This window comes from Burkholderia sp. MSMB1078WGS, assembly GCF_001528895.1.
GTDB lineage: Bacteria > Pseudomonadota > Gammaproteobacteria > Burkholderiales > Burkholderiaceae > Burkholderia.
The window spans coordinates 1-15,612 of record NZ_LPDI01000082.1 but is presented as its reverse complement, the minus strand read 5'-3'; the positions used below and the strand labels follow the sequence as shown (position 1 = coordinate 15,612).

15 protein-coding genes and 1 pseudogene are annotated in these 15,612 nt (G+C 69.0%); 7 read left to right on the top strand and 9 right to left on the bottom strand.

What is annotated here, in order from left to right:
• Positions 1-4 precede the first annotated feature (4 nt).
• Positions 5-1,117, top strand: a complete 1,113-nt coding sequence (locus tag WT24_RS18880) for a 3-deoxy-7-phosphoheptulonate synthase (protein ID WP_082742231.1) — start codon at positions 5-7, stop codon at positions 1,115-1,117.
• Positions 1,118-1,136: 19 nt separating this feature from the next.
• Here WT24_RS18880 and WT24_RS18875 read toward each other — a convergent pair whose 3' ends face one another.
• Positions 1,137-2,504, bottom strand: a complete 1,368-nt coding sequence (locus WT24_RS18875) for a glutamate--cysteine ligase (RefSeq protein WP_060035635.1) — start codon at positions 2,502-2,504, stop codon at positions 1,137-1,139.
• Positions 2,505-2,623: 119 nt separating this feature from the next.
• Positions 2,624-3,460 carry a helix-turn-helix domain-containing protein gene (locus tag WT24_RS18870; protein WP_059498901.1) on the bottom strand — a complete coding sequence of 279 codons (837 nt, stop codon included), beginning with the start codon at positions 3,458-3,460 and terminating at the stop codon, positions 2,624-2,626.
• A gap of 103 nt (positions 3,461-3,563) precedes the next feature.
• Between WT24_RS18870 and WT24_RS18865 the strand changes: the two genes are divergently transcribed.
• The 5 genes from WT24_RS18865 (at position 3,564) to WT24_RS18845 (ending at position 9,283) form a co-directional block, all read left to right on the top strand.
• Complete coding sequence (locus tag WT24_RS18865; RefSeq protein WP_060035467.1) at positions 3,564-5,063, top strand: efflux transporter outer membrane subunit; 1,500 nt, start codon at positions 3,564-3,566, stop codon at positions 5,061-5,063.
• A 9-nt stretch (positions 5,064-5,072) separates the two neighbouring features.
• On the top strand, positions 5,073-6,437 hold the full coding sequence (locus tag WT24_RS18860; protein WP_060035465.1) for an efflux RND transporter periplasmic adaptor subunit: 1,365 nt from the start codon (positions 5,073-5,075) through the stop codon (positions 6,435-6,437).
• Complete coding sequence (locus WT24_RS18855; RefSeq protein WP_034207345.1) at positions 6,434-7,972, top strand: DHA2 family efflux MFS transporter permease subunit; 1,539 nt, start codon at positions 6,434-6,436, stop codon at positions 7,970-7,972. Before WT24_RS18860 ends, WT24_RS18855 begins: the two co-directional genes overlap by 4 nt.
• A gap of 5 nt (positions 7,973-7,977) precedes the next feature.
• Positions 7,978-8,463 (top strand): hypothetical protein, encoded by a 486-nt coding sequence (locus WT24_RS18850; protein ID WP_257127522.1) that lies wholly within the window; start codon positions 7,978-7,980, stop codon positions 8,461-8,463.
• A gap of 85 nt (positions 8,464-8,548) precedes the next feature.
• On the top strand, positions 8,549-9,283 hold the full coding sequence (locus WT24_RS18845) for an autoinducer binding domain-containing protein (protein ID WP_059498898.1): 735 nt from the start codon (positions 8,549-8,551) through the stop codon (positions 9,281-9,283).
• Here WT24_RS18845 and WT24_RS18840 read toward each other — a convergent pair.
• The 7 genes and pseudogenes from WT24_RS18840 to WT24_RS33120 form a co-directional block, all read right to left on the bottom strand.
• Positions 9,206-9,988 (bottom strand): glutamine amidotransferase, encoded by a 783-nt coding sequence (locus WT24_RS18840; RefSeq protein ID WP_082742008.1) that lies wholly within the window; start codon positions 9,986-9,988, stop codon positions 9,206-9,208. The genes WT24_RS18845 and WT24_RS18840 overlap by 78 nt on opposite strands.
• Positions 9,989-10,008: 20 nt before the next feature.
• Positions 10,009-10,653, bottom strand: coding sequence for a glutathione S-transferase family protein (locus WT24_RS18835; protein WP_082742238.1), 645 nt, complete (start codon positions 10,651-10,653; stop codon positions 10,009-10,011).
• Positions 10,647-11,876, bottom strand: a complete 1,230-nt coding sequence (gene metC, locus WT24_RS18830; protein ID WP_373557243.1) for a cystathionine beta-lyase — start codon at positions 11,874-11,876, stop codon at positions 10,647-10,649. The genes WT24_RS18835 and metC overlap by 7 nt, the downstream gene beginning before the upstream one ends.
• A complete protein-coding gene (locus WT24_RS18825) occupies positions 11,876-12,529 on the bottom strand; it encodes a pyridoxal 5'-phosphate synthase (RefSeq protein ID WP_060035459.1) in 654 nt (217 codons plus the stop codon). Before WT24_RS18825 ends, metC begins: the two co-directional genes overlap by 1 nt.
• Positions 12,530-12,537: 8 nt before the next feature.
• The gene (locus WT24_RS18820; protein WP_059785824.1) at positions 12,538-13,440 is read right to left on the bottom strand and encodes a CoA ester lyase; all 903 of its coding nucleotides are present in this window, start codon (positions 13,438-13,440) and stop codon (positions 12,538-12,540) included.
• Positions 13,441-13,489: 49 nt separating this feature from the next.
• Positions 13,490-14,632, bottom strand: a complete 1,143-nt coding sequence (locus WT24_RS18815) for an acyl-CoA dehydrogenase family protein (protein ID WP_060035457.1) — start codon at positions 14,630-14,632, stop codon at positions 13,490-13,492.
• Positions 14,633-15,034: 402 nt separating this feature from the next.
• Positions 15,035-15,369, bottom strand: a pseudogene (locus WT24_RS33120) (helix-turn-helix domain-containing protein); the annotation flags it as partial.
• Here WT24_RS33120 and WT24_RS35395 point away from each other — a divergent pair.
• On the top strand, positions 15,256-15,612 hold a 357-nt coding region (locus tag WT24_RS35395; RefSeq protein WP_257127527.1), incomplete at its 3' end, for a hypothetical protein. The pseudogene WT24_RS33120 and the gene WT24_RS35395 overlap by 114 nt on opposite strands.

Here is a 15,612-nt window from a genome sequence, read left to right as displayed (position 1 = left end):
CCCCATGGATGCAAACGCCTGGACGACAAACCGCGACGCCGTGCTGCGCTTGCCGTCCCCTGCGGATCTGGCCGACGCACTGCCGCCGGCGTGGCGCGCGTCGCGCACCGTTCATACGACCCGCCGCGCGATCGTCGACGTGCTCGACGGCACGGATGACCGGCTCGTGGTGATCGCCGGTCCGTGCTCGATACACGATCCCGACGCCGCGCGCGACTACGCGGCGCGGCTCGCGCTGCAACGCGCGCGCTTTGCGGACGAACTGGAAATCGTGATGCGCGTGTACTTCGAGAAACCGCGCACGACGGTCGGCTGGAAGGGGTTGATCAACGATCCGCTGCTGGACGGCAGCGACCGGATCGACGTCGGACTGCACACGGCCCGTGCGTTGCTATGCGACATCAACGGCACGGAAATGCCGGCTGCGACCGAGTTGCTCGATCCGCTGTCGCCGCGCTACCTGGCCGATCTGGTCGCGTGGGGCGCGATCGGCGCGCGCACCGTGGAGTCGCAGGTGCATCGCGAGCTGGCGTCGTCGCTGCCGATCCCGATCGGCTTCAAGAACGGTACCGACGGCAATGTCCAGATCGCCGTCGATGCGATGCGCGCGGCGGCGCACGCGCACCGCTTCCTGTCGATCGATGCGGGCGGCCGGCTATGCGCGGCCGCTTCGTCCGGCAATCCGCATACGCACGTCGTGCTGCGCGGCGGCCGCGAGCCGAATTTCGACGCGGCCGCCGTGAATGCCGCGTGCGAGCGCATGACGGCCGCGCACTTCGCACCGCGTGTGATGATCGACGTCAGTCACGGCAACAGCCGCCGCCAGTACCGGAATCAGCTCGCGGTCGGCGCGGAAGTCGCCGCGCAGGTGGCGGCCGGCGATACGCGCATCGTCGGCGTGCTGATCGAGTCGAACCTGATCGAAGGGCGCCAGGATCTCGTGCCCGGCGTACCGCTGCGCTATGGGCAGAGCATCACGGACGCGTGCCTGTCGTTCGCCGATACCGCTCGGCTGTTCGAGACGCTCGCGCACGCCGTCCGTACGCGGCGACGCGGCCACGCGCTGCCGATCGGCGTCGAGTTCGCTCACGAGCCGCTGCTCGCCTGCTGCGCGTGAGCGGCCCGGCGCGACGTGCTCAGATGGCGGCTTCGTCATGGATCCGCGTCGCATCGCCGGCCCACGCGTCGCGATAGCGGGCCAGCCAGTGTTCGGCCTGGGTCGGCGCGCCGGCGACGATCTCGTCGAGCGGCGCGAGATACATCGATTCATCGCGGCCGGCCGCATCCATGCGCGCCCGCGCGCGCAGGCCGCGCTGCGCGATCGCGAGCGCATCGGCCGCGATCGCGCGCAACGACCGGCCGTCGACCGGCGTATCGAGCCCGGTACGCGGCACGTCGCGACGCAGCGTGAGCAACGTGCCGCGGTCGATCGCGGCAGCCAGCGTCCCGGCGTCCGACAGCGCGGCCGGATCGTACAGCAGGCCGGTCCAGAACGCGGACAGCGCGACCATCATGTCGGGCGAGCCGGCATCGGCGCCGCGCATCTCGAGATAGCGCTTCAGCCGTACCTCGGTGAACACCGTCGTCAGATGGTCCGCGAAATCGCCCAGCGTCGGCGTCTCGCCTTCGAGATGCGGAATGCGCCGCCGCATGAAATCGCGGAACGTGTGCCCGGTCGCATCCGCATAACGATCGCCGCGCCGCACGAAATACATCGGCACGTTGTCGAGCAGCCAGCTCACGTAGCGCTCGAAGCCGAAGCTGCGCGACAGGAACAGCGCCGGCACGCCGCAGCGATCCTCGTCGGTATCGAGCCACGTGTGTGCGCGCGTCGACAGCAGGCCCGACGGGCGGCCGTCGCGGAACGGCGAATTCGCGAACAGCGCGGTCGCGACCGGCTGCAACGCGAGCGCGACGCGCATCTTGCGCGCCATGTCGCTTTCCGATGCGAAATCGAGGTTGACCTGCACGGTGCAGGTGCGCTGCATCATGTCGAGCCCGCGCGTGCCGACACGCGGCATGTAGCGCCGCATGATCGCGTAGCGCTGCTTCGGCATCCACGGCAGCGCGTCGCGCGACAGGTGAGGGTGAAAGCCGAGCGGCACGCAGCGCAGGCCGAGCGGATCGCATGCTGCACGGGCCGCGGCGAGGTGCGCATGCAGTTCGGCATGCGTGTCGTGCAGCGTATCGAGCGGCGCACCCGACAGTTCGAGCTGGCCGGCCGGCTCGAGCGAGATCGCGGCGCCGTCGCGCTGAATCACGCCGACGGTCTGCCCGGCATCGACGATCGGCGCCCCGTCGCCGCGCAGCCGCGCCAGCACCGCGGCGATGCCGGACGGCCCTTCATAGCGCGCAGCCGCGTGCGTCGCGCGGGAAACGACGAACTTCTCGTGCTCGGTACCGATCCGGAACTGCGCGGCCGGCTTGCAGCCGGCGGCCAGATGATCGGCGAGCTGCTGCTCGGAGACGATCGGCGTGTTGTCCGATCCGACGGCATTCGACATCGACATCCTCCACAGGTCACATTGGGCGACCGACCGGCCGGTCGCACGGCGACTATAGCGACGTCGATGCGCGCGCAGTACTGGCAGGGGTGATAGGGGCCGTGCGATGCCGTGCGGCATTACGGCTGCTTGCGCTTCGCGAAGTAATGGGCAGGCGAATCGCCGAACGCGCGACGGAACATCGCGATGAAATTGCTCGGCGTCGCATAGCCGAGCGCGTCCGCGATGTTGGCGACGCTGTCGCCGTTCGCCAGACGTTCGAGCGCATGCGTGAGCCGTGCCTGTTGCCGCCACTGCGCGAAGCTCGTGCCGGTTTCCGCGACGAACAGCCGGCTCAGCGTGCGGGCGGACAGTCCGGCCCATTCGGCCCATGCGTCGAGCGTGCGGCCATCGTGCGGCTGCCCGAGGATCGCGTTGGCGATCCGCAGCAACCGCCGGTCGTGCGGCATCGGCAAGTGCAGCGGTTCGTGCGGCGCGCGGCGCATCTCGTCGAGCAGCACGACGCTCATGCGCGCCTGCTCGATGTCGAGCCGATCCTGAGCGGCCCACGACACTGCGCGCCGCACGAGTGCGCGCATCAGTTCGGTGATCGCGATCACGCACGGCTGATCGGGCATCCGGCGGCTCGCGGCCGGTGCGATCACGACGCTCCAGCCGCTCAACGCACCGCTGATGCTGACCTTGTGCTGCTCTCCCGGCGGAATCCAGCCCGCGCGATGCGGCGGCAGCAGCCACGAACCGTGCGGCGTGCGTACGTGCGCGAATCCGCTTTCGACGCAGAACACCTGGCCGCGCAGATGGCTGTGCCAGTCGACCTCTCGCGTGCCGAGCTGGTAGGCGTTGCTGCCGTCGTCCTCGCCCCAGACGGCGATCAGTGACGGGCCGTCCGCGCGTTCGCTCGGATCGGCGTTGGCGCGCTGCACTGCGCGGGCGGGAGAAGCGTCTCGGATGGGCATGGCCGGAATTCATTATTTTTTGTCTAAACAACATTATCAGCTTTGCCCGCGAGCGTCCAACAATGCGAGTCGTGTTCAAACCCAAACGAAGCAGAGGAACGCGATGCATGCAGCACTTGCTCCCTCGCCACGCGATGCCGTCACGCTGCGCACGCTGTCGCGCATGGCCGTCGCCGTGGCGCTCGCCTTGCTAGGCGCCTGCGCGAGCCGCGACGGGCTCGCGCCCGCCGGTACGCTGCGCGGCGCCGATACGCTCGCCGCATCGCGCAGCCTCGCGCATGCGCCGGCCGGCGACTGGCCGGCCGCCGACTGGTGGGTTGCGCTGAACGATGCGCAACTGAATGCGCTGATCGACGAAGCGCTTGCCGGCAATCCCGATCTCGCGACCGCCGATGCGCGTGCCCGCGAGGCACAGGCGCTCGTGATCGAAGCGCAGGCCGCCCGACTGCCGCACCTCGTCGGCCGTGCAAGCGCGAAAGGCGAGCGAACGTCCGGCACGCAATTCTCGGCGGGTGAGGGCGGCGGTTTCTTCAGCCACACGCGCGAGGTCAATCTCGGCCTGAGCTGGGATCTCGATTTGTGGGGCGGCCGCCGCGCGGCGTGGGAAGCCGCGCTCGGCGAAGCGCGGGCCGCACGGATCGATGCGCGGGCCGCGCGCGTGCTGCTGTCCGTCAACGTCGCGCGGGCCTACGTGAATCTCGCCTATGCGTTCGATCAGCAGGACGTCGCGCAGGCCGAATACGACCGCGCCGACGAAGCGTTGTCGTTGACGCGACAGCGTGTCATGAAAGGCATCGACAACGTCGCGCAGCAGCGCCAGGCGGAAAGCGAAGTCGCGACCGCGATGCGCGAGCAGGCACGCGCGGCGCAGGCGGTCGACAGCGCGCGCATCGCGCTCGCGATCCTGCTCGGCGCAGGCCCCGATCGCGGCCTCGCGCTCGCGCGGCCTGCGCCGCTGCCCGCCGCCGCGCTCGCGGTGCCGGCCGACCTGCCGGCCGCGCTGCTCGGCCGGCGCGCCGATCTCGTCGCCGCACGCTGGCGGGTGGAGGCCGCGAGCCGCAACGTCGCGGCCGCCCGCGCGGACTTCCTGCCCGACGTGAGTCTCACCGCGCTGATCGGTCTTGCAACGCGCGGCGGCGCATCGCTGTTCCAGGCCGCCTCGCGCACCTACAACGTCAGCCCGGCCGTGAGCCTGCCGATCTTCGACGGCGGCGAACGGCGCGGCGTGCTGCGCAAGCGCGACGCGCAATACGACGTCGCGGTCGCCGCCTACAACAAGACGCTGATCGGCGCGATCGGCGAGGTGGCCGACGATCTGCACCGGCTGCATGCGCTCGCCGTGCAGGCCGATGCCCAGCAGCGCGCGTTCGATGCCGCCACCGATGCATGGCGGCTCGCGGACGCGCGCTACCGGGCCGGCGTCGGCAGTTACCTCGACGCGCTCGTCGTGCGCCAGCAGCTCTTGATCGCGAGTCGCGAAGTCGCCGCGTTGCGCGCCCAGCGCGCGGACCAGTCGCTGCAGCTCGTTGCAGCCCTCGGCGGCGGCTTTCGCGCCGAGCCCGACGACGTTGCGCTTGCCGCCACGCCTTCCAACCGTCCTTGACATCGAACCATGAGCAGCGACAACACCCTGCAGACTCCCGTGCGGCCCGCAGCCGCCGATCCCGCCAGTGCCCGCCAGCACCCGTCGGCCGACCACACCGGTGCGCCACGCGCCCCAGGTGGGGCGGACGCCCGCACGCAACCGGTACCGGGCGGCGCCGCACCGGCCACGCCGCCGCCCGCCAGACGCAAGCACCTCGTACGTGCGCTCGTCGCCGCGTTCGCGGTCGGCATCGCCGGGTGGGGTATCTGGTACGGAATCGTCGGTCGCTGGTACGAGTCCACCGACAACGCGTACGCGCAAGGCAACGTCGTCGAGCTGACGCCGCAGGTGACGGGCACCGTCGTGTCGATCGACGCGGACGACGGCGACCTCGTCCGCGCCGGCACGCCGCTCGTCCGTCTCGACGCGAGCGACGCGCAGATCGCGCTCGCGGCCGCGCAGGCCGATCTCGCGGCCACCGTGCGCAAGGTGCGCGGCCTGTACAGCAACGAGCGCGGGCTCGCGAACAGCATCGACGGCGCGCGCGCCGACCTGGACGCGCGGCGCACCGCGCTCGACAAGGCAAGGGCCGACTACCGGCGCCGCGAGGATCTCGGCCGCTCCGGCGCGATCTCACGCGAGGAGCTCGCCCATGCGCTCGACACGCTGACGTCCGCGCAAAGCGCGTACGCCGCCGCGCAAAGCGCGCTCGCGACCTTGAGCGAACAGCACCAGACGAGCAAGGCGCTCGTCGACGACACCGCGGTCGCGTCGCATCCCGACGTGCAAGCTGCGGCGTCGCGGCTGCGCGCCGCCTATCTTGCCCGTGCACGCACCGACATCGTCGCGCCCGTCACCGGCTACGTCGCCAAGCGCACGGTGCAGGTCGGGCAGCGCGTGTCGCCCGGCGTGCCGCTGCTCGCGGTCGTACCGCTGCGCGAGCTGTGGGTCGACGCGAACTTCACCGAAAAACAGCTCGAGCACATGCGGATCGGGCAACCGGTCGAACTGACGGCCGACCTGTACGGCAACGCCGTGCGGTATACGGGCCGCGTGCAGAGCCTCGGCGTCGGCACCGGCAGCGCGTTCTCGCTGCTGCCCGCGCAGAACGCGACCGGCAACTGGATCAAGATCGTGCAGCGATTGCCGGTGCGCATCGAACTGACGGATCCGTCGCAACTCGACGCGCATCCGCTGCGCATCGGCCTGTCGATGCATGTGCGCGTCGACCAGCACGACCGTAGCGGCGCGATGCTGTCGCGTCGCGAGCAGGATTCGCCGGTGTTTCGGACCGACGTGTACCGCGACGAGCTCGCGCGCGCCGACAGCCTGATCGCGGACATCGTGCATGCGAACCTGCCGGCGGCGGTGCGTGCGGAGCGTGTGCGATGAGCGGCCCGATGCCAGCCGCGGACGCCGGCTTTCGTCCGTCGAGCGTTGCGCTGACGACGTTCGGCCTCGCGCTCGCGGTGTTCATGCAGGTGCTCGACGGCACCGTGGCGAACGTCTCGCTGCCGACGATCGCCGGGAACTTCGGCGTCAGCACGACGCAGAGCGCATGGGTCGTCACGACGTTCTCGGTCAGCAATGCGATCGCATTGCCGTTGACCGGGTTTCTCGTCAAGCGCGTCGGACAAGTGCGGTTGTTCGTGTGGGCGACGCTGGCGTTCACGTTCGCGTCGCTGCTGTGCGGCCTCGCGCAGAACCTGCCGCAGCTCGTCGCGTTCCGCGCGCTGCAGGGCCTCGTGGCCGGCCCGATGATCCCGACCACCCAGGCGCTGATGCTGTCGATCTACCCGCCGCAGCGGCGCGGCTTCGCGCTGTCGATGATCGCGATGGTCACCGTCGTCGCGCCGATCGCCGGCCCCGTGTTCGGCGGCTGGGTGACGGAACATTACTCGTGGCGCTGGGCGTTCCTGATCAATCTTCCGATCGGCGTGTTCGCCGCGATGTGCGTGTTCGCGCAGATGCGCGCGCGCGTCGAGACGACGGTCGCCGCGCGCGTCGACTACGTCGGTCTCGCCGCGCTCGTCGTCGGCGTCGGCGCGCTGCAGATCGTGCTGGACAAGGGTAACGAGGCCGACTGGTTCAACTCGACGTTCATCGTCGTGATGTCCGTGGTCGCCGCGTTCGGGATCCTGCTGTTCCTGATCTGGGAGCTCAACGAGCCGAACCCGATCGTGAACCTGCGGCTGTTCGCGCATCGCAACTTCGCGGCCGGCACGCTGACGCTCGTGCTCGCGTACTCGGCGTTCTTCGCGGTCAACGTGATCGTGCCGCAGTGGCTGCAGCGCACGCTCGGCTATACGGCGTTCTGGGCCGGGCTGGCTGTCGCGCCGATGGGCGTGATACCCGTGCTGATGACGCCGTTCATGGGCAAGTACGCGCCGCGCTTCAACATGCGCGTGCTCGTGTGCTGCGCGTTCGCGATCCTCGGTACGTCGTCGTTCCTGCGCGCGGGTTTCGTGCCCGACGTCGACTTCACGCACATCGCGCTGATCCAGTTGCTGCAGGGCCTCGGCCTCGCGCTGTTCATCATGCCGATCAACAGCATCCTGCTGTCCGACCTGAAGCCGGACGAGATCGCCGCCGGCTCCGGCCTGTCGACGTTCCTGCGTACGCTCGGCGCGAGCTTCGCCGTGTCGATCACGTCGTTCCTGTGGGACCGGCGCGCGATCCTGCATCACGCGCAGCTCAGCGAACACGTGAGCAAGTTCGATCCGGCCGTTCGCGCGGAGCTCGCGCAGCTCGGCGGCGGCGATCCGCAACGCGCGGCGGCGCTGCTCGGCAACCTGGTCGATGCGCAGGCGTACCAGATTTCGTTCAACGACGTGTCGTTCGCGCTCGGCTGCGTGTATCTCGCCGTGATCGCGGTGGTGTGGCTCGCCCGCCCGCCGTTCGGCCCCGGGGCCGCCGCCAAACGATGAAGCGAGTGCTGCGCGGCCCGTTCCGACCCATGCTGTTCAATTCGATGGAGATTGACCCGATGCCTACCCACCACGCCGGAAACACGCCGCCCGCACTGGCGACGCTCGCCGTATTCGACGTCGCGGAATTTCCGCTCGTCGTCGTGCGCAACGATGCAATCGCATCCCCCGGCTACGCACAACGCTGGCTCGACGACATGCATGCGCTGATGCTGCACGGCGAGCCGTTTGTCATGATCTTTCCGCCGGCCCGCCCCGACGAGCCGCACGACGACCGCAAGGAGCGCGGCATGTGGCTCAAGCAGAACCGCGCCGCGCTTGCTGCGGTCTGCCGCGCGCTCGTGTCGGTCGAACCGGACCCGAACGAGCGTGAAGCGGCCATTGCCAACGCATCCGGCATCGAAAAGGCGTTCGGGATTCCGTTCGACGTCGCGGCTTCGCTGGATGACGCGAAGCAGGCGGGTCGGCGACGACTGACCGAGGCGGTTTAGCGCGGCCCGTTCGCGCGCAACGCCTCGAACCGGTTGCGCAAGTCCGCCTGATTGAAGATTTCAACGAATAAACGGGGTGGCTTGTATGAAAGGACTGGATTGTCTGAAATGGTTGGTACCCGGCGACACGGACGCGTCATGGCAGCGGATGACCGACGCGGCCGCCGGCATGGGATTCGACAAGGTCGTGCTGATCGTGTTGCCATTTACCGGCGCATCGTTCGATCTCGCGCGCAAGTGGAGCAGCGGCGTGCCGGGCTGGACGGCGCTGTACCGGCAGCGGCAGTTCGACCGCATCGACCCGATGCTGCAGCATTGCTTTCGTTCGGCGCTGCCGCTCGTCTGGGACGACGCGCTGTACGAATTGCCCGGGCAACGGCCGTGCTACGAAGCGGCGGCCGCGTACGGCATGCGCAGCGGCGTCGTGCTGCCCGTGCACGGCCCGAAGGGGGAAGTCGGCATGCTGTCGTGCGCGAGCGCGGACGATCTCGCCGCCACGCGCGAGCGCTGCGACCGGCATCTGGCCGCGCTCACGCTGTTGCGCGACATCGCATGCGAAGCGATCGCCGGCACGCGCTACCACGCACCGCCCGACAGCGTGCCGCGCCTCAGCCGGCGGGAGGTCGAGTGCCTGCGCTGGCATGCGGCCGGCAAGACCTCGTGGGAAATCGGCCACATCCTGAACGTGACCGAGTCGTGCATCAACTTCCACTTCATGAACATTCGCCGCAAGTTCAACGTGTCACGTCGGCACGAAGCCGTGCTGCGCGCGGTCGAGTGGGGGCTGATCAGCATCTCCGACGTGACGGTGCCGACCTGATGCCGGCGTCTCGTCGAGCCAGCGGTCGAGAAACGCGCTGAGCCACGCGGCCGTCGAGCGGTCGTGGCGGCAGCCTTCGCTCGCCTGCGTCGCGAGGTCCTGCGCGCCGGGTGCCGCGAGCTTGTGCGCGGCGGCCGTGCTCCAGCGCCGCATCATCGGATAGCTCACTTCCGGATGGAACTGGACACCATACGCGCACGGCCCGTAACGGACGGCCTGGTTCTCGAAATGCTCGCCGGTCGCGAGAATCTCGAGCCCGGCAACGCGCTCGAAGCCCTCGCGATGCCACTGGTACACGTGCGACGGCCATGAACCGAGCCGCCGGCCGGCCGGCGTCGCGGCGATCGGCCAGTAGCCGATTTCCGCGCGCCCGTCCCGATGCGCGCTCACGCGACCGCCCAGATGGCGGATCATCATCTGCGCGCCGAGGCAGACGCCGAGAAACGGCGCCGCCTCGCGCAGCGGCACACCGATCCAGTCGATCTCGTCGCGGATCCAGCGATCGCCGTCATTGGCGCTCATCGGGCCGCCGAACACCACGGCGCCGGCATGGTCGGCGAGCGTCGCCGGCAACGGATCGCCGAGCGGCGGACGGCGGATGTCGAGCGGATGGCCGCGCGCGGCGAGCAGCCGGCCGATCCGGCCGGGGCTCGACTGTTCGCGATGCAGCACGATCAGGATCGGACGAAGTGCGAAGTGCGTCATGTCGTGTAGTCGGTAGAAGATCAGCCCGGCTGGCCGCGCAACGCGTCGAACGACACCATCACCTGTTCGCGGTAGGCGGGCCGTCGGCACAGGCGGGCGTACCAGGCTTCGACGTGCGGCAGCGGCGGCCGCTCGACGTCGAGCGAGAAATAGCGGAACAGCGTCGCGCCGGCCGGAATGTCGGCCAGGCCCGGCGTCGCGCCGCCGAGAAACGGCTGGGTCGACAGCAGCCGGTCGAGCAGCCGGTAATGCATGGCGCTGCGCGCGGCCTTGTCGCGCACGATCTCATCGTCGCGCCGCTCCGGTGGCGTTCGCACGAGTGCCCAGAACAGTCCGGTCATCACGTCGGGTTCGAGCGCGGTCTGCGACCAGTCCATCCAGCGCTCCGCGCGCGAACGTGCGAACGTGTCGCGACACCAGAACGGATTGTTCGGCACCCGCGCGGCCAGATAGCGCAGGATCGTGTGCGACTCCCATACGACGTCGCCGTCCCAGTCGATCACCGGAATCCGGCAGGTCGGATTCAGTGCCGCGAATGCGGGCGTCTGCAGCGAACCGTGCTCGCCGCCGACCGGAATATGCCGGTAGGGCAGGCCGAGCTCGCCGATCAGCCACAACACCTTCTGCACGTTGAACGACGTGCGGCGGCCCCAGACGGTCAGCATCGCGACGCATCCTCGCAGGCGGCGATCGACGCGCATGCCGCGTAGCGATCGAGGCCAGCCGCCAGGTCGGCGATCAGGTCGTCCGGATCCTCGAGCCCGATGTGCAGGCGCACGCCGCGGCTGCCGGACGGCCAGCGCGCCGCGAGGCCGTGCGCCTCCAGCTCGAACGGCAGCGCGAGGCTCTCGTAGCCGCCCCACGAATAGCCGAGCCCGAACAGCGTCAGGTGATCGAGAAACGCGTCAATCGCGTGCGCGGGAGCCGGCTGCAGCACGACCGAGAACAGCCCCGACGCGCCACGGAAATCGCGGCGCCACAGCGCGTGCCCGTCGTCGCCCGGCAAGGCCGGATACAGCACGCGCTGCACCTCGGGACGCCCGTCGAGCCAGCTCGCGACCGCGAGCGCGTTGCGCTGGTGCTGCCGTAACCGCACGCCGAGGGTGCGCAACCCGCGCAGCGCGAGATACACGTCGTCGGGGCCCGCGCACAGTCCGAGATCGCCATGCAGTTGCTTCAACGCGGGCCACGCGCGCGCGCTGGCCGACACCGTGCCGAGCATCGCATCCGAGTGCCCGACCAGATACTTGGTGGCGGCCTGGATCGACAGGTCGATCCCGAACGCATGCGGCTGAAAGAACAGCGGCGTGGCCCAGCTGTTGTCCGCGATGACCTGGGCGCCGTGTGCGTGCGCGAGCCGCACGAGGGCAGGGATGTCATGCATGTCGAACGTGTAGGACCCGGGTACTTCGACGTACAGCGCGCGCGTGTTCGGACGAAACGCGGCTGCGACGGGCGTGCTGCCGTCGTACCACGTCGTCTCGACGCCGAGCCGCGCAAGCACGCCTTCGCATGCGTGACGCACCGGGCCGTAGACCGATGCGGTCATCAGTAGATGGTCGCCAGGCTTCAGGCACGACAGCAGCGCGAGCGTGCACGCGGACAGGCCCGACGGGCACAGCACCGCGCCGGCTCCCCCCTCGAGGCTCGTCACCGCGCGCTCGAGCGCTTCCGTCGTCGGCGTGCCGCGACGGCCGTAGATATACGGCTGCGTGCGGTTCAACAGATCCGACACCGTCGGGCTGAGCACGGTCGACGCATGGTAGACGGGCGGATTGACGAAGCCGTGCCACGCGGCGCTGTCGCGGCCCGCGTGCGCGAGCCGCGTGTCGTCGTGCAGGCGGTCATGCATGCCGTCGCGCGGCAGCGACGGCGCTTCGGCGGACATCACGGCCATAGCGCACACCGTTCCCAGCGCGCGCCGGCGCGACGGTAAGCCTGCCGCGCGAAACGGCGCGAACTGTCGGCCCGCCAGAACTCGACTTCGTCGGGCGCCAGCGCATACAGGTGCCAGTCCTCCGACACGAGCGCGGGGTCGGCGGCCAGACGCTCGAGCTGCGCGTCGATCGCACGCGTCAGGTCGGCGGGATCGTCGAGTCGTTCGCTTTGCCGTCCGGCCAGAATGCTCGCGCGCGACCGCTCGGGGCGGCCCGCGAAATCGGCGTGGCCTTCGGCGGCCGGCAACCGCTCGACCGGGCCGCTCAGCCGGATCTGGCTCGCGATCACGGGCCAGTAGAAAGTCAGCGCCGCGAACGGCCGGTTCGCGAGCTGGCGCCCCTTGGGACTGCACGCGTTCGCCGCGAAATGCCAGCCGCGAGCGTCCACATTCAGCAGCACGACGGACCGTGCATCGGGCCGTCCGTCCGGGTGGAGCGTCGACAGCGTCGTCACCTGCGGTTCGAGTGCGCCGGCGCTCACGGCCTCGTCGAGCCAGCGTTCGAACTGCGCGTGCGGCGTGCCGGCCCAGTTGTCGGTCGCCACGTGCGGCGCAGCGTGGGCGAGGGTTTTTAGCGCCTTCAGGCGCGTTGCGATCGTATCCATGGCGACACTCATGCGATGCCGAATTGCGTCGCGCGGGCGATCAACCGATGCGCGGCGAGATAGTCGGGGACTTCCGCGAGGAAGCCGTCGACGACGGCGGCGGCAACGCGACGGCCGCCGGAGGCGCGCCGCGCGTGATCGAACGCGTCGATCACGCGGCGGGCGAGGGCGACTTCATCGGCCGTCGGCGTCAGTACGCGATTGACGACCGGCACGAACTGCGCGTTGACGATCGCTTTCGCCTGGTAGCCAAGGCCACGCGACACGCGCATGTCGAGTTCAGCACCTTCGTTGTCGGCATAGCTGTACGGGCAGTCGATCGCGGTCACGCCGACCGCCGCGCATTCGACGCGAAAGCGCGAGCGCACGTAGTCGAGCTCGCGCCCCGCACGGGTGCGCTCGGCGCCCATGTCGGCCACCATGTCCTCGGTTGCGACGAGCACGGCCGACACACGCGGGCTCGAGCGCGCGATCGCCATCGTGTTCACGAGTCCGAGCGTCGTCTCGACGTTCGGCACGAGCTCGGTCGAGCCCGGTGCGATACCGTACTCGCGCTCGAAACGTGTGACGGCTTCGTCGAGCGCGACGACCTGCTCGGGCGTCGCGACGTACGACATCATCACGATGTCCGGGCGCCCGCGCATCGCGGCGCGCAGGTCGTCGATGCCGCCCGCGTCGAGCGGATTCACGCGCACGGACGCCAGCACGCCGGCATCGCGCCAGCCCGCGAGCACCCGCTCGCTCAGTTCGCGCGCGGCCGGGCGCCGGTCGGGAGGAGTAAAGGTTTCCAGTTCCTGGATCAGGACGTCCGCACCGCTCGCGGTGCCGTCAACGAGCGCATCGTGATCGGCGCCGGCGAGAAACAGCCAGGAGCGGCGCAGGCGGGAAGGGCGTCGGTTCGTCGGTGTCATGCGTGGTTTCCTGTAGGGCGCGTGGTACGCGTGGCGATGGCGCGGGCGATCAGCCGGCGCGCATCATCTGGTTGAAGATGTTCTTGCGATGCATTTCCTCGGTGCCGCCGACGCTCATGAAGCCCAGCGCGTCCGAGACGAACGCGGCCACGGGCCCGGCCTGGTAGCCGAGGCTGCCGTACAGCCGCACGAGGCCGAGCGCGCTGTCGACGAGATCCTGCGCGCCGACCAGCTTCGCGATCGAGCACGTCATCAACGCTTGCGGATGATCCGTCAGCAACTGCGCGAGCGCGCCGCGCGCGAGCCACGTGCCGCGCTCGATGCCGATCTGCAGGTCCACGAGGCGGCGCTGCACGTACTGATGCGTGTCGATCGTGCTGTCGAAGCTGCGTCGCTCGCGGCAATAGCCGATCGCATCGTGCAGATAGGGCGCCGTCACCTGGGCGGCGACGAGACCGTAATAGAGACGGCCGAGCGAGATGATGTCGATCAGGTTGCCGAGCCCGGCACCCGGTTCGCCGAGCAGTTGGCCGCGCATGATCGGACAGTCGTCGAAATGCAGCGCGCCGGTGGGCAGGTCGTCGAGGCCGAGCTTGCGGTCGGGCGGGGCCACCGTCATGCCCGGCTGGTCGCGATCGACGATCACGAGCGCGGTGTTGCGCCGACCCGGCGTTTCGATGCGCGTGACGACGAGGATGAAACGCGCAAGCGGTGCATGCGCGATATTGAATTTGCTGCCGGTCAGCCGGTAGCCGTCGCCGTGCTCGACGAGCGTCGTCGCGATACTGCGCACGTCGGTGCCGGTGCCCGGCTCGGCAATCGCGGTCGCGCTCAGTTCGCCACGCAGGATCGCGCCGAAATAGCGGTCCTGCTGCGCCGCCGTGCCATATCGCTCGAGCGCGCGCACCATGCCGGCCTGCGCGATCACCGACAGCAGCAGCGCCGGACGGCGGATCGACGATGCAAGCCCTTCCAGCGCCGCGGAAAAATGCCACCAGCCGTGACCGTCGCCTCCATACGTCTCCGGCACGATCATGTCCCACAGTCCTTCGTGCCCGAGCCGCGTCCAGCCGGCTTCGTCGAACCCGGCGGGCGCGTTGCCGTCGTGTTCGACGGCAGCGGCGATCCCCGCGCCGATATCGCGAAACCGCGTACGCGTCGCGTGCTGCTCCTGCGTCCAGTCAAATGGCATCTTTCGTGTCTCCAGTCGAAGCGGCGCGGCCTTCGACGGCGCGCCAGTGGTGACGACAAGATTAAGAGGCCACGGACAGCGCAGGTACTGGCAGTAGTGGTAGTTGCAGGGTGAATGGACGGTTCAGGGGGGATCGCGACGGCCCGGGATACGAGGCTGATCGATTCACCGACGCTGGACATCCGGCGTATCGATGCGGCAAAGGGCACGGCGGCCGCCAGCGTGCGTGCGGTCGAGCGCGACGCGATCGCGCAGAGGATGGTCGACACTTAAACAATTTGGATTACGATGCAATTCCGTGTTTCGCATCGCCTGAATCCGGGTTTGATAACGCGTGCCATACCCGGATTCAGATGTCCGCCCGCCGGCGATTTAAAAGTGATTTCAGCCAGACGGTCGGCTCGGCGGTCGTTGCCGACGCGGAATCCATAACCCGGCCTCCGTCATCAGCTTCCTGACCGCCTCCTTGGCCGGCCGAATGCCGTGACACTCCCAGAGCTTCTCGCAGGCCAACGTCGGCCCGAAATCGGCGAGCGATCGCGGATGATCGATAGCGCCCGGTCCACAATTACCGCGTCCAGCCGGGTGTTGCTGGGCTTCGCATACCGTCCCGACACAAGACCTTGAGGTCCGTCTTCCCGCAATCTGGCGACCAGTCGGCGAACCTGCCGGGTCGTCAGTTCCAACCGTTCCGCCGCACGCCATGGTTTGAGCTTGCCGTCGGCTACGTCCTGAATGACCTTGAATCGGTCCAGCTCGCGCATCGTCATCGTGATCCGTTCCGTTGCAGCCATCGCAGCCTCCGGCGCTGGATTGCCAGCGGTCGGTCAGCTTGCGACGGGTCGAAAAACGGACATCTGAACTTAGCCGGAAGCGGACATTTGAACTTAGCTGCTACAATACATGTCATACCCGGATTCAGATGTCCACCTTCGAGCCATTTAAAAATGTCCGGTTTCAAGGTTGGTTTTGCAGCGTTT